The organism is Mycetocola sp. Y171, from assembly GCF_056713165.1.
Genome location: NZ_JBWYGX010000001.1, coordinates 888,330 through 902,287 on the forward strand (window position 1 = coordinate 888,330; position 13,958 = coordinate 902,287).

Genomic DNA, 13,958 nt, shown 5'->3' on the forward strand with positions numbered 1-13,958 from the left:
CTCTACTTCAGCAGTGCTTCGATGTTGGCCTGGGCCGAGTCGAGGATCGCCTGCGGGTCACCGTCCTTCAGCCCTTCGAGTTCTGCGTTGAGGTCGGTCATGACGTCGATCGCCCCCTGGATGGTCGGCACGCCCTGCGCGTAGTCGGCCCCGTTGAGGTACGGAACGAGCATCTCGTTGGCGGCCTTCCAGTCCTCGGCAGCCGACTGGATCGACGGCATCGGGCCGAACGCCTCGGAGAACGCCAGCTGGCTCTCGGCGGTCGTCAGTTCCTGGATCAGCTCGAGCGCTGCCTGCTGGTTTGGGCTGTCGGCCGCGATTCCCCAGCAGTTGGAGAACTGCATGGTGCCTTTGCCTGCCGGACCCTCGGGGAGTTCCGCAACGGTGTACTTCACGTCGGGGAAGTCATTCGTCATGGCGCCGGTGATCCAGTTGCCTTCGATGGTCATCGCCGACAGACCCTTGCCGAAGGCTTCTCCGCCCCAACCCGCTCCGAGATCCTTGACGTACTTGAGCGTTCCGTCGTTGAGCATCTTCTGGACGAAGGTGAGCGCTTCGACGTTCTCGGCGCTGTTCGCTGTCGCTTCGGTGCTCTCTTCGTTCATGAGGTTACCGCCGGCCTGCGCCATGAAGGCTCCGAGGCGCTGGTACTCGGCACCGAGGGCAAGCCCGACGTGCTCCGGTGTGGTCAGGGCCTTGCTCACCGTCTCGAGTTCTTCCCATGTCGTGGGGATGTCGTCATCGGTGAGTCCGGCTTCGGCCCACATGTCCGTGTTGATCTGCAGCGCCAGGCTGGAGAAGTCCTTCGGAGCACAGTAGAAGTCGCCTTCGTAGGTGAAGGAGGAGACGAGGCTCGGGTAGAAGTCGTCCTTGTTCTCGAGCATGTCGCCGTAGGCGAGGACGGAGCCGTTCGAGGCGTAGCCGGGGAGCGCTTCGGTTGACAGGTAGAACACGTCTGCCGGCTTGCCTGACGAGAAGCCCTGGGTGAGCTCCTGGGTCAGGTCACTGGCGACCTTGACCTCGGCGTCGGTGCCCGACGACTCGGACCACGCGGAGACCGCGTCTGTGACGGCCGCGGTCTCCGCGTCGCCGCTGGATCCGATCAGCACCGTGAGGGCGTCGTCCGACGAGGTGAGTTCGCCGCCGCCGGAGCCGGGTTCTGGTGTTTCGCTGAATCCCGAACCACAACCGGTGAGGACGAGAGTGCCCGCCGCGGCGAGGGCGCCGACAGTGAGCCAGCGGGAGGTGCGTCTTTGCATGGAATTCTCCTTGATAGCTATTTGATCGTTCAAACTCTGCAACGCTGCTGTGCAATTTGATCGATCAAACTGATGTGTGAAACATAAGCCAGAGGTGCGGACGCTGTCAATGCTCTTGACCCGACGGATCGTCTCCGTCTGCGATACCCTGACGATGTTGATCGATCAAACGGAGGCGCCATGGCTCGACTGCCGACGGTGACCGACGTGGGCCATGCTGCCGGAGTGTCCAGGCAGACCGTGTCGAATGTCCTCAACTCCCCCGAGCTCGTCAAGCCGGCCACGCGGGAGAAGGTGGAGGCGGCCATCGCGTCGCTCAACTACCGCCCGCATGCGTCGGCCAGGAGGCTCCGCACCCGCAAGAGTTCGACGCTGGGCATCCGGCTCGATCCGATGACGAACGGCATCTCGGGATCTGTGCTCGACCGGTTCCTCCACGCGCTGACCGAACAGGCAGACGCCAGGGGGCTGCGCGTGACGCTCTTCACTGCGACGGATCCCGATGACGAGATCCGTCAGATCTCGAGACTGCACGACGGCGCCGACGTCGATGCGTTCGTCCTGACATCCACGTTCTATGAGGACCCGCGCACGGAGTGGCTGATCGCACACGACGTGCCGTTCGTCACCTTCGGGCGCCCGTGGGGCATCGACGACCTCAACGACCCCCTGCACCTCTGGGTCGATGTGGACGGCTGGAGCGGCGTGCACGACGCGACCGACCATCTCCTCGACACCGGTGTGAGCCATGTCGCGTATCTCGGCTGGCCGACCCACTCCGGCACCGGTGACGACCGTCGCCGCGGCTGGCGTGACGCCATGGCGGAGCGCGGCGGGCTGGCGGCGGATGCCATCGACCGGCTGAATCTCGAAGCTCAGGACGGCGTCGCCGAGGGAAGCGCAGCGATCCGCACCCTGCTCGACTCAGGCGTGCGCGTCGACGCCATCGTCTGCGCGAGCGACACCCTCGGTCTCGGCGCGATGCTCGCCACGCGGGCAGGCGTTCCCGTCGTGGGATACGACAACACGCCCGTTGCCGACGCGATCGGACTCTCCAGCGTCGAGCAGCCCCTCACCGACGTGGCCGCTGGCGCACTCGATCTCCTGCTCGGACCGAACGGCCGGGAGATCATCAGCTGGAGCGAGACATCCGGCGACCCGCGCCACCGGCTCTACCGGCCACGCCTGATCGTGCGCGAACCCACGGCGATCGCCGGCGAGACGTCCCGCTGAGATCTCGACCCGATCAACCGGGCGGGCAGCGTCGAGGAACGCCAAAAAGCGCCAGTCCCTCGCGGGTCTGACGCTTAACTGGTGCGTTGCGACTTACTTCTTGTTACGACGCTGGTGACGAGTCTTGCGAAGCAACTTGCGGTGCTTCTTCTTCGCCATACGCTTGCGGCGCTTCTTGATTACAGAACCCACTACTTACCTCACAAAGTTTGGCTGTGGCCGCGGATGCCACGGCCGGCAGAAAAAAATGCCTCGGAACAGTCTAGCTGATCCGCGAGGCGCAAGCTCCCACGCCGGTTTCAGGCGCTGTCGGCTACATGCGTCGAGATCACCTGGGCGACCGCGGACTCCGGAACACGAAACGATCGACCGAACCTGATGGCCGGCAGGTCGCCTGCGTGCACCATGCGGTACACCGTCATTTTCGACACGCGCATCATGTCGGCGACTTCAGCCACGGTCAGGAAACGAACGTCTTCCATTCCGGTGGCCATGGTGTCTCCTGTGCGGTGATGAGGCTGATGTTGCGGTGATCTCCCGCCCACTGTAGCCTCCGCGGCTCGGCCGTGTCGAGGGGACTACTTGCCCAGCTTCTTGCTGACAGCCTGCACAGCGCTCGAGACGCGGTGGGTGGTGTCTGCGACCGCGTGCCCGATGGCATCCGCCATCTGCTTGGCCTGACCGGTGAGCGCATGCTCGCCGAGGCCGACCGCTTCGGCGATGTCGAAGTCGACGCTGAGGAACGGGATGAGCCAGTCCTCGACGGTCTCGAGGGGGCTGTACTCGAGACGGTAGTAGCGGTGCTGCCCCTCCTCACGCACGACGACCAGGCCGGCCTCGCGCAGGACCTTGAGGTGCTTCGACACCGTCGGCTGGCTGAGACCGAGTGCGGTGACGATTTCGGAGACACTTGTGCCACCGTGCGTGACGGCCGAATCGCTCTCGTAACGGTCGAGGAGGATCTGCAGGATGTCACGCCGGGTGGCGTCTGCAATCACGTCAAAAATGTCAGCCATGGGTCAAGGCTAGTGACTCTCAGCACGGAGTACCATGACAACGGTCCCAACCAAGCCAAGAACGGGGGAACCGTGGCAGGCAGCAGCACCGAGGCACGGCCCCACATTCTGGTCCAGACCGGATTCGCGCGTGTGCGCGAGACGATCAACGACTTCACCGGCCGGTCACCTTCCCGCTTCGCGATCCTCATCTTCTCGGCACTGATCCTCCTCTTCACGCTGCTGTTCTCCCTGCCGATCGCGTCGTCATCCGGCACGTCGACTCCTTTGGCCGATTCCTTCTTCACCGCGGTCTCGGTGATCTGCGTCACCGGACTCTCGACCGTCGACATGGCGACCCACTGGTCGATCGTCGGACATGTCCTGGTCTACATCGGCGTTCAGATCGGGGCGGTCGGCGTACTGACCCTCGCGTCGATCCTCGGCATGGTGATCTCGCGAAAGCTCGGCCTGCGGGCCAAGCTCATGGCGGCGAGTGACTCGAACCCGATGCGGGGTCACCGTGGGCCGGTGGCCGAGGGCCAGGCCGTCCGCCTCGGCGAGATCGGGAGCATGCTGGCCACCGTGGCCCTCAGCCTCGTCGTCATCGAAGCCGCCATCGCGATCCTGCTGTTCCCACGGATGCTCATCGACGGCATCCCCCTCTGGGACGCCGTCTGGAACAGCCTCTATTACTCGGCCATGGCGTTCACCAACACCGGCTTCACGCCGAACGCCGATGGCCTCGGCACCTTCGCCAACGACTACTGGTTCCTGTCGATCCTGATGGTCGGCGTCTTCCTCGGTGCTCTGGGATTCCCCGTGATCTACGCCCTCAAGCGTCACCTCTTCCACACGCGGTTCTGGTCGCTGCACGTCAAGCTCACCGTTCTGACCACGCTCATCCTGCTGTTCCTCGGTGCGGGAGTCTTCGCCCTTCTCGAGTTCAACAACCCCAGGACCTTCGGCGAGCTGAACTTCAGCGACACGGTGTTCCAGTCGCTGTTCCTCTCGATGATGACGCGGTCGGGAGGGTTCGCTTCGATCGAGATCGCGGATCTCAACGGCTCCAGCCTGCTCGTCGCCGACATGCTCATGTTCATCGGTGGCGGCTCGGCATCCACCGGCGGTGGCATCAAGGTCACGACACTCGCGGTCATCTTCCTGGCCGCGGCTGCCGAGGCGAAGGGCAGCCCCGACATGGAGGCCTTCGGCCGCCGGGTCCCGCCCGACGTTCTCCGCGTCGCACTGAGCGTCGTGCTCTGGGGCGCGACCATCGTCGCCCTGTCGTGCATCGTGCTGCTGCAGATGACGAAGGCGCCGCTCGACCATGTGCTGTTCGATGTGATCTCTGCGTTCGGCACCGTCGGCCTGTCGACAGGGTTGACGGAGGATCTCGACAACCCGGCGAAGTATGTGCTGGCCATGACGATGTTCCTCGGTCGTGTTGGTACAGTGACACTCGCTGCGGCTGTCGCGGCCGCCACGACCTCCAAGCTGTATCGGAGACCGGAAGAAAGGCCCATCGTTGGTTGATCGGATCAAGCACGACGCACCCGTCCTCGTCATCGGACTTGGGCGGTTCGGTGCAGCGTGTGCCGGGGAACTGGATCGCCTCGACCGCGAGGTGCTCGCCATCGACGAGGGTGCCGAGCTCGTGCAGAAGTGGTCGGAGCGGATCACCCACACCGTTCAGGCGGACGCGCGCAACATCGAAGCGCTGAAACAGGTCGGTGCGCAGGACTTCTCCATCGCCGTCGTTGCCGTCGGCTCGTCGATCGAGGCGAGCGTGCTCATCACGGCGAACCTCGTCGACCTCAAGATCCCACAGATCTGGGCGAAGGCCGTCTCGCAGTCCCACGGCAAGATCCTCGCCCGCGTCGGCGCCAACCACGTGATCTATCCTGAGGCAGAGGCCGGCGAGCGTGTCGCTCACCTGGTCAGCGGCCGGATGCTCGACTTCATCCAGTTCGACGACGACTTCGCGCTCGTGAAGATGTACCCGCCGAAGCCGATCCGCGGGCTCAACCTCACCGAGAGCGGCGTGCGCTCCAAACACAAGATCACCGTGGTCGGCGTGAAGTCGCCGGGTAAGCCGTTCACCTACGCCACAGCAGACACTGTCGTCTCAGACCACGACCTCATCATCGTGTCAGGCACGACAGCCGACATCGAGAAGTTCGCCGCGCTCAGCAGCTAGCCCACCAGCGCGAGTTGCTGGGTTTGCAGGGGTCCGGGAGCCCGGCAACCACCGCAAACCCAGCAACTCGCGGGGTCGTGCCGATCACGCGCCCGCGGCGAGTTCCATCGACCGCGCGAGCGCGGCATCCGTCGCTTCATCGAACGTCTTCGAGAGCTCGGCCCGCTGCAGCACGGCGATGGCTCTCTCGGTCGTTCCATTCGGGCTCGTGACCTGGATGCGCAACTCTTCGGGGGTCTTGTCCGACTGGGCGAGCAGCTCTGCTGCGCCCCTGAACGTGCCGTTCACGAGGACGGCGGCCTGCTCGGGGGTGAAGCCCTTGGCGACGGCCGTCTTTGTGAACTCTTCGATCAGGAGGAAGACGTATGCGGGGCCGGAGCCGGAGATGGTGCCGAGGGCGTCGAGCTGACTCTCGGGCACCTCCACGACCGTTCCGACGGTTTCGAAGACGGCGCGCCCCATGGCGAGATCGTGGTCGGTCGAGCGGGTGCCCGACGAGAGCCCGGTGACGCCGCGGCCGACGACCGACGGCGTGTTGGGCATCGAACGCAGCACGGGGATGCCCGAGGGCAGTAGCGACTCGAACGTGGCAACGGTGACTCCGGCTGCGACGCTGACGACGAGGGTGCCGGGGTCGAGGGCGTCCGCGATCTCGCGCAGCAGGTCGGGGACCATGGCCGGTTTCACGGCGACGAGCACCACTTCGGCTCCGGCGACGGCGTTGCGGTTGGCCTCAGCGTCGTCTTCGACGGCCAGCGAGGTCACACCTGGGAGTTTCGCAAGCGCGTCCGCCTTGGCGCGGGTCCGGTTGGTGACGCGGATGCCTCCTGCCACCGTCACACCCGGCTGGAGCAGCCCTGACAGGATCGCCGACCCCATCGAGCCGCTGCCGAGAATTGCAATGCTGGGGATCGTCACGTCGTCGCTCATGCGGCCCAGTCTACGTTTTCACTCTTCGGAGAGACCGGGCACTGCGAGTCGCAGGATCGGAGGGAGACTCCCGTCGACAACCCGCCGGGAATAGCTGCTAGCGCGTCGGGGCTCCCGCAGACTCTCGCTCGAACATCGTCGAAGAGCGTTCGACGATGTGGGGCGGAGTGGCCTTGGCGCTGGGATGCGCCACGCCGTCGAGCACGTCGAGAAGGACAAGCGCGATCGAGCGACCGTACGCGACGACGTCGTGGGCGATCGCCGACAGGGGCGGCTTCGCGAGCTGGCAGTGCACCGAGTCGTCCCAGGCGAGTATCGCGACATCTTCAGGTACCCGAAGCCCACGCCCGATGATGGTTTCGAGTCCGCTGAGCGCCATCACGTCGTTGTCGTAGATGATGGCGGTCGGATGCTCGGTGCGCTCGAGCAGATCCGCCGTTGCCGCAGCACCGCGCTCCGCCGTGTAGTCGCCCTCGACGATGTTCGTCTCGACGCCGTTCGCGGCACCGGCAGCGGTGAAGGCCTCGCTGCGGAGTCGCGAGTGCAGAAAGCCCAGCGGACCGGAGATACGCCCGATGCTGCGGTGCCCCTTGGAGACGAGGTACTCGACGGCCCCGGTCATCGTCGCTTTGTTGTCGGTCGAAATCGTGGCGAACCCCGGCGCGAACTCGGGCTGAGCCATCACGACGCTCGGCAACCCGCCGTTCCCGAGAGCGTCGAGCCGCGGATCGTCAGGCACGAGGTCAGCGACGATCACTCCGACGACATGCCTGTCGACCTGCCATCTATGGTGCGTGGCGATCTCTTCGGCCGGTGTCGCGACGACCTGCACGAGCAGGGTCATCCCCCGCGTGGCGAGTTCGTCCTCGACGCCCTTGATGACCTGCATCCAGAACGGCTCCATCGGCACACGCCGACGGGGTTGATGCAGGCACAAACCCACCGATGGCATCGATCAGCTACCCGGTGACAAGATCATTGACTGAACATAACACCGGGAACACGCCGACGACAGCGGAGTCGACACCCCCCGATGTGCCGCCGACCACGAAGACGTGCGACTCCCCCGGCAGGAGGGTCACGAGGCCCGAGCTCACGGTGGCACCGCGGTCGAGTCGATCCGCCTGAAGAAAGAGATCCTTGACGAGGCCGGATGCCGTCACCGTGATCCGCAGACCTCCTGCGTCGACCGCGACCGAGGTGGTCAGGGCGTCTCGAGGGGCAGGCAGGTCGAGGGCAGTGTCTTCGACGAAGTACCAGAACGCATTGTCGGTCACGCCGGATTCGGCGACGACGAATTCCCTCGCCGGATCCGTCGGCGTTGCGACCGCGTTGTCGAGTGCGATCTCGACGATGCCCCGAGCCGGCACGGTCAGCGTCACCGTCTGGTCGGCGAGGAGGCTGCCGTCCGTCGCCATGCGGCGGATGCTGATCGACTCGGTCCAGTCGTCACCCGAGTCGTTGTGGGCGAACAGCGCCGGCACCCCGTCTCTCGGCTGGATCGTGAGAAGTCGATCGGTGTATGCGTGCCGCAGCGCGTACCAGAGTGGTTTGCGGGCCCCGCTGTAGTCGACGGCGGCCCATGAGATCACCGGCCAGCTGTCGTTGAGCTGCCACACGAGCGAGCCGGTCGTGCGGGGGTAGAGCGAGCGGAAGTGCTCGATGCCGAAGCGGATGGCGCGGGCCTGGTTCAGCTGGGTCGCCCAGTGCCACTCCTCGATGGACCTCCACGTCGGCAGGTGCTCGCCGAGGCCGCGCTCGAGTTTGAGGTTGCCGTCTGCGGCCTTCTGGTGCACGAGCATCTGGGTACCGTACGGGTCGAGTGGCGCGTCGTGCACGGCGTCGGTCAGGGTCGTCCACGCTGGTGGGCCCTGGAACCCGAACTCGGACGCGAACCGCGGATGCTTGTTCGCATATTCGGTGTAGTCGAGGGTGTTCCAGACATCCCAGATGTGCATGGTGCCGTTGCGCTCATCGTTGGGGTGCGCGTATCGCGTGAAGGAGAAGGGGCTCCCGGGCGAGTAAGGACGTGTCGGATCGAGTTCGGCGACGATCGCGGGAAGCAGGTCGAAGTAGTAGCCCTCTCCCCACGTACGGTCACCGATCTTCCGGCGCCAGTCCCACTCGAGGTAGCCCCAGATGTTCTCGTTGCAGCCGTTCCAGAGCACGAGGCTGGCGTGCGGTGACAGACGGGTGACGTTGTCGCGCGCCTCAGCCTCGACCTCGCTGCGCAGGGGATCTTCTTCTGCATAGGCCGCGCACGCGAACAGGAAGTCCTGCCACACCATGATTCCAGCCTCATCGCAGGCGTCGTAAAAGGCGTCCTGCTCATAGATCCCTCCGCCCCAGATCCGGAGCATGTTCATGTTCGCGTCGACTGCACCGCCGACCGCCGTGCGGTAACGTTCGGGCGTCACACGGGTGATGAACGTGTCGTCAGGGATCCAGTTCGCGCCACGGATGTTGACGAGCTGCCCGTTGACCGAGATGTTGAACGGTGCCCCGTGCTCGTCGGGTGCGGTGTCGAGTGAGACGGACCGGAATCCGACCCGCGACGTCCACTCCGCCGCTCCGACAGAAACGGTCACAGGGTACAGGGGCTGCGCGCCGTAGCCGCGAGGCCACCATAGGCCGATGACTCCCGCGTCGACGGAAACGGTGATGTCGGTCTGCGACGCATCGACGTCGACCGAGCCCTGCCTGCCGTTGACCGCCACGTCCACGTTCGCCGTCGCGGCGGCATCCGCCCATTCGAGTGCGACGTGCGCGTTCAGGATGCCCTGTCCGTATGCGCCGTCGATGGCCGCCACCTCGACGAGCGGGCGGACGGACGCGATGCGCACGCCCGACCACGACTCGATGCCGATCGACTTCCAAATCCCTGACGACGAGATGTCGATGCCCCAGTCCCAGCCGAAGTTGCAGGCCATCTTGCGCACGGCGTTGAACGGGTGGTGCATCACCGTGGGGAGTTCTCCGAGGAGTTTCTCCTGCTCGCGGGCGAATTCGATGGGCGAACGGAAATCCACGACGAGCTCGTTGGCTCCGTCGACGAGGAGCGCCCCGATGTCGAATCGGTAGCCGCGGTGCTGGTTCTGTGTCCGGCCGATGACCGTGCCGTTCAGCGTGAGCGTCGCGGCCGTGTCCAGCCCGTCGGCGACGAGGTCGTGCCTCTGGGCGTCTGTCGGTGCCCAGGAGAACGTGGTGCGGTACTGCCAGTCCGCGTATCCGATCCACTCCTGGACCTTCTCGTTCGCCCCGTCGTACGGGTCGTCGATAAGGCCCGCCGCGAGAAGGTCGAGCTGGACTTCGCCGGGGACGGTGGCGAGGACGTCACGGCCGGCGACAGCCTCGTCGATCGGGCCGGCGGTGGCGCGCAACGTCCAGGTGGAGCCGTCTGCGGTGCTGAGGGAACGGAACGTCACGCGGTGTTTCTCTTCTCTGGATTCTGTGCGGTTGTCGGTCGTGCGTCGTGCCGGGGCGACGTGTTCGGTGCCCTGGGCGGTGCGGCGAACGAGTGGGTCACGCTGTGGCCCGTACTTCTGCCTCTTCCCACGCACCGGTGAAGTGATTGAAGCAGATCGTGTTGTCGAGTGTCGAGCGGTCCGGCGCGTCCTCCGTGCTCACGACCTTGCCGATCCGTTCCGGGTCGGGAGCGGCGAGCGCAAGAAGCCGCGTGTAGTCGTGGTGCGGATCGAGGATGACGTCGTCGGCAGGTCCCCGCTCGACGATGCGGCCCTTGTACAGCACGAGGATCTCGTCGGAGAAGTGCCTGGCGGTTGCCAGGTCGTGGGTGATGTACAGCACGGAGAGGTGATCTTCGCGTTGGAGGCGGCCGAGCAGGTTGAGCACGCCCAGCCGGATCGACACGTCGAGCATCGACACCGGCTCGTCTGCGATCACGACGCTCGCTCCAGGGGCGAGAGCGCGCGCGATGGCAACGCGCTGACGTTGTCCGCCCGACAGCTCGTGCGGCCGGCGCTGGGCGAAGTCCGACGCCGGCTCGAGATTCACGCGTTCGAGCATCTGGACGACGCGTTCGCGAGTCTGCGCTGCTCCCTTCACCCGGTGGTGGATCTGCAGCGGCCGGGCGATGTGGTGCTCGATCGAGTGGAACGGGTTGAGTGACGCGAACGGGTCCTGGAACACCATCTGCACCTGACGCCGGTAGAGCGAGCCCGCGACGGGCGTTCCGTCGTCGAGCGACACGTCGATCGTGCCGCTCGTGGGCTTGTCGAGGCGAGCGAGGATGCGGGCGATGGTCGACTTGCCCGAACCGGACTCACCGACGAGGGCGACCGTCCGGCCGGGAACGAGGTCGAACGACACCCGGTCGACCGCTCGGAACTTCGACCGGGACAACCCTTTCCGCACGGTGAACTCCTTGACGAGATCGACGACTTCAACGCTGGTCATGCCATGTCCTCTTCGTAGAGCTCATCGATCCCCGTGCGGATGAAGGATCCGCGGGAACCGCTGAGGCTCGGGAACGACCCGAGCAGTTTGCGTGTGTACGGATGCTGCGCATTGCGGTAGAGCTCATCCGCCTCGGCGAGCTCGACGATCTCGCCGCGCAGCATGACGGCGATCCGGTCGCTGATCTCCAGGAGCAGCGGCAGGTCGTGGGTGATGAAGATCACCGCGAACCCGAGCTCGTCACGGAGCCGAACGATCTCCCTGAGAATGTCCCGCTGCACGACGACGTCGAGGGCCGTTGTCGGCTCGTCCATGATCATGATCTGCGGTTCGAGGATCATCGCCATGGCGATCATGACGCGCTGTCGCATCCCGCCGGAGAATTCGTGCGGGAACGAGTTGAGGCGAGCGGGATCGACGCCGACCCTGCGCAGGACGTCTGCCGCGATCTCCCGCCGGTCAGTGCGGCTGAGCCCCGGCCGGTGAGTCGTCAGGACGTCCTCGAGTTGCGCCCGGATCGTGATCACCGGGTTGAGAGCGTTCATCGCGCCCTGGAACACCATCGACAGCTTCGACCAGCGAACGGTGCGCATCTCCTCATCGTTCAACCCGAGGATGTCGATGTCGCCGTCCTCGCGGTCGTTGAACACGATGCTGCCGCTCGAAATGCGGGCCGGCGGCTTGTGGAGCCTGTTGATGGCGTACGCCAGCGTCGTCTTGCCACAGCCCGATTCGCCGGCGAGCCCGAGGATCTCCCCCGCCGCGAGTTCGAATGACGCGTGCTTGACCGCGTGGACGGGCTGGTCGGTTTCGTAGACGACCGAGAGGTCGTCCACCGTGAGCACCGTTCGTCTGATCGCCGTCTCGGCGACCAGTGGCTCGGCAGTGGTTCCTGCACTCATCGTGACCTCTCCTCGCGGCGCGCCACGCGGGCCGCCAGCTTTGCGCGCTTCTTGTGCTGCCGCACGTTTTTGAGCTTGGGGTTGATAATCTCGTCGATCGAGAAGTTCACCAGCGAGAGGCCCATTCCGAAGAGGGCGATGACCAGGCCTGGGGGCCCGAACCACCACCAGGCCCCGAGCGGAAGGGCGAACCCGTTCTGCGCGTAGAACAGCATCGTTCCGAGTGTCGATGAGTTCGACGCCCCGAGGCCGAGGAACGAGAGACCGGCTTCGCCGAGGATCGCGGCGATGATCGCGAAGACGAACTGCGACGCGAGCACAGGGAGGAGGTTGGGGAGGATCTCGACGGCGATCACCCGCCAGGCCTTCTCACCGGCGACGCGGGAGGCCGAGACGTAGTCCCGGCTTCTGATCGACAGCGTCTGCGCCCTCAGCACGCGAGCCGATCCTGCCCAGCTGGTGATGGCGAGCACGACGGCGATGGTCCAGAGCCCCCGGGACTCCGGTGGGACGAACCCCGAGATGACGATCACGAGCGGGAGGCCGGGGATGACGAGGAAGACGTTCGAGAAGAGCGAGAACACCTCGTCGGCGAAGCCGCCGATGTAGGTGCCGAGAATCCCGAACACAGCAGAGAGCGCCGTGGCGAGCACTCCGACGATGAGCCCGATCTCGAGCGATCCGCGCGTCGCGTATGCGAGCTGCGCGAAGACATCCTGCCCGGTCTGGGTGGTTCCGAGAATGTGCTCGGGCGATGGAGGAGTGAGGCCGATGTTCCGGATCTCGGTCGGGTCCATGACGAACAACGGGCCGAGGATGCCGAAGAGTGAGATCCCGCCGATCAGCACGAGGCCGGTGATGAGCCAGGGCGTCGGGGTCGGGAGCATGAGACGCAGAGCGGAGCGCGGTTTACCCGAACCGCCTCCCCTTGCTGCGGCGAGTTGTGCCGTCGTGTCGACGGTGTCGGTTTCAGCGAGCCCGAGTGTATTCGTCATCGTGATCAGCTCCGTGCTCTCGTGCGGGGATCGATGACCCCGTAGAACAAATCGACGACGAAGTTCGCGCCGAGGACTGCGAGGGTGATGTAGAGGAAGAGACCCTGCATCAACGCGTAGTCGTTATTGGTGACCGCCGTGAGCAGCTTCGATCCGATTCCCGGATAGGAGAACACCTGCTCGGTCACGATCGACCCTGAGACGACGAACCCGAGGGAGATGGCGAACCCGGCCACGCTCGGCAGCACGGCGTTGCGTGCGGCGTACGTCCGGAGGATCCGCTTGCTGCGCAGCCCCTTCGCGTGGGCGGTGACCATGTAGTCCTCAGAGAGCGTCGAGACCATCATGTTGCGCATGCCGAGGAGCCAGCCGCCGAGCGACGCGATCACGATGGTGAGCGCGGGAAGGAACCCGTAGGTGATGGCCGATGCGATGAACTCGGGAGTCCAACCGGGGTCGAGCACGACGTCGTAGCCGCCCTGGGACGGGAACCATTTCAGGGTGGTCGCGAACACGTAGACGAGGATCAGGGCCAGCCAGAAGTACGGGACGGCCGCGAGGAGCGTCGTCGCCGGAACCAGCGAGTCGAGCCAGGTCCCCGGCTTCCAGCCGACGATCGCGCCGAGCGAGACGCCGATGACCGTCGCGATCACCGTCGAGATTCCGACGAGAACGATCGTCCACGGAAGCGACGAACTGATGACATCCGTCACCGGTGCGGGGAAGTAGCTGACGGAGACCCCGAGGTCACCTTGCGCCACGCTCAGCAGGTACTGGACGTATTGCACGATCACCGGCTGGGAGTCGTCGCCACCAAGGAGAAGCTCATAGGCCTGCCGGGTGGACGCATCCACCGTTCCGCCTCGCTGCTGGAGCTTGGCGAGCAGGATGTCGACCGGATTGCCTGGCATCAACCTCGGAATGATGAAGTTGAGTGTCAGGGCCGCCCACAACGCGACGAGATAGAACCCCAGTTTGCGCAGGTAATAGCTCATGCGGACGTGCTCCCTGTGAGTCCGAGCTTCTCC

14 protein-coding genes are annotated in these 13,958 nt (G+C 65.3%); 3 read left to right on the forward strand and 11 right to left on the reverse strand.

Annotated elements, in window-relative coordinates; translation table 11 throughout:
* Positions 1–2: 2 nt before the first annotated feature.
* Positions 3–1,259, reverse strand: a complete 1,257-nt coding sequence (locus AC1M2K_RS04175) for a sugar ABC transporter substrate-binding protein (RefSeq protein WP_480238151.1) — start codon at positions 1,257–1,259, stop codon at positions 3–5.
* Positions 1,260–1,439: 180 nt separating this feature from the next.
* Here AC1M2K_RS04175 and AC1M2K_RS04180 point away from each other — a divergent pair, with 180 nt between their 5' ends.
* Positions 1,440–2,492, forward strand: a complete 1,053-nt coding sequence (locus AC1M2K_RS04180; RefSeq protein WP_480239950.1) for a LacI family DNA-binding transcriptional regulator — start codon at positions 1,440–1,442, stop codon at positions 2,490–2,492.
* A 93-nt stretch (positions 2,493–2,585) separates the two neighbouring features.
* On the opposite strand, the gene AC1M2K_RS04185 is transcribed toward AC1M2K_RS04180, so the two are convergent.
* The 3 genes from AC1M2K_RS04185 to AC1M2K_RS04195 form a co-directional block, all read right to left on the reverse strand.
* A complete protein-coding gene (locus AC1M2K_RS04185; RefSeq protein WP_003792170.1) occupies positions 2,586–2,684 on the reverse strand; it encodes a 30S ribosomal protein bS22 in 99 nt (32 codons plus the stop codon).
* A 107-nt stretch (positions 2,685–2,791) separates the two neighbouring features.
* Positions 2,792–2,986: a helix-turn-helix domain-containing protein gene (locus tag AC1M2K_RS04190; protein WP_480238153.1), complete on the reverse strand. Its 195-nt coding sequence runs from the start codon at positions 2,984–2,986 to the stop codon at positions 2,792–2,794.
* Between the two features lie 84 nt (positions 2,987–3,070).
* The gene (locus AC1M2K_RS04195) at positions 3,071–3,508 is read right to left on the reverse strand and encodes an ArsR/SmtB family transcription factor (RefSeq protein WP_480238154.1); all 438 of its coding nucleotides are present in this window, start codon (positions 3,506–3,508) and stop codon (positions 3,071–3,073) included.
* A 105-nt stretch (positions 3,509–3,613) separates the two neighbouring features.
* On the opposite strand from AC1M2K_RS04195, the gene AC1M2K_RS04200 reads away from it, so the two are divergent.
* On the forward strand, positions 3,614–5,023 hold the full coding sequence (locus tag AC1M2K_RS04200; protein ID WP_480240803.1) for a TrkH family potassium uptake protein: 1,410 nt from the start codon (positions 3,614–3,616) through the stop codon (positions 5,021–5,023).
* Positions 5,016–5,687, forward strand: a complete 672-nt coding sequence (locus AC1M2K_RS04205; protein WP_480238155.1) for a potassium channel family protein — start codon at positions 5,016–5,018, stop codon at positions 5,685–5,687. Before AC1M2K_RS04200 ends, AC1M2K_RS04205 begins: the two co-directional genes overlap by 8 nt.
* 84 nt (positions 5,688–5,771) lie before the next feature.
* Here AC1M2K_RS04205 and proC read toward each other — a convergent pair whose 3' ends face one another.
* The 7 genes from proC to AC1M2K_RS04240 all read right to left on the reverse strand — a co-directional run bounded on the left by proC (position 5,772) and on the right by AC1M2K_RS04240 (position 13,925).
* Entirely contained in the window at positions 5,772–6,617 is an 846-nt protein-coding gene (proC, locus tag AC1M2K_RS04210; RefSeq protein WP_480239951.1) for a pyrroline-5-carboxylate reductase, read from the reverse strand.
* 97 nt (positions 6,618–6,714) lie between these two features.
* The gene (locus tag AC1M2K_RS04215) at positions 6,715–7,569 is read right to left on the reverse strand and encodes a LacI family DNA-binding transcriptional regulator (protein ID WP_480239952.1); all 855 of its coding nucleotides are present in this window, start codon (positions 7,567–7,569) and stop codon (positions 6,715–6,717) included.
* Positions 7,570–7,576: 7 nt separating this feature from the next.
* On the reverse strand, positions 7,577–10,042 hold the full coding sequence (locus AC1M2K_RS04220) for a glycoside hydrolase family 2 protein (protein WP_480239953.1): 2,466 nt from the start codon (positions 10,040–10,042) through the stop codon (positions 7,577–7,579).
* Between the two features lie 97 nt (positions 10,043–10,139).
* Entirely contained in the window at positions 10,140–11,033 is an 894-nt protein-coding gene (locus tag AC1M2K_RS04225) for an ABC transporter ATP-binding protein (protein WP_480239954.1), read from the reverse strand.
* Positions 11,030–11,935, reverse strand: coding sequence for an ABC transporter ATP-binding protein (locus AC1M2K_RS04230; RefSeq protein ID WP_480239955.1), 906 nt, complete (start codon positions 11,933–11,935; stop codon positions 11,030–11,032). The genes AC1M2K_RS04225 and AC1M2K_RS04230 overlap by 4 nt, the downstream gene beginning before the upstream one ends.
* Positions 11,932–12,930: an ABC transporter permease gene (locus AC1M2K_RS04235; protein ID WP_480239956.1), complete on the reverse strand. Its 999-nt coding sequence runs from the start codon at positions 12,928–12,930 to the stop codon at positions 11,932–11,934. The genes AC1M2K_RS04230 and AC1M2K_RS04235 overlap by 4 nt, the downstream gene beginning before the upstream one ends.
* Before the next feature lie 5 nt (positions 12,931–12,935).
* Positions 12,936–13,925 carry an ABC transporter permease gene (locus AC1M2K_RS04240; RefSeq protein ID WP_480238162.1) on the reverse strand — a complete coding sequence of 330 codons (990 nt, stop codon included), beginning with the start codon at positions 13,923–13,925 and terminating at the stop codon, positions 12,936–12,938.
* Between the last annotated feature and the right edge of the window lie 33 nt (positions 13,926–13,958).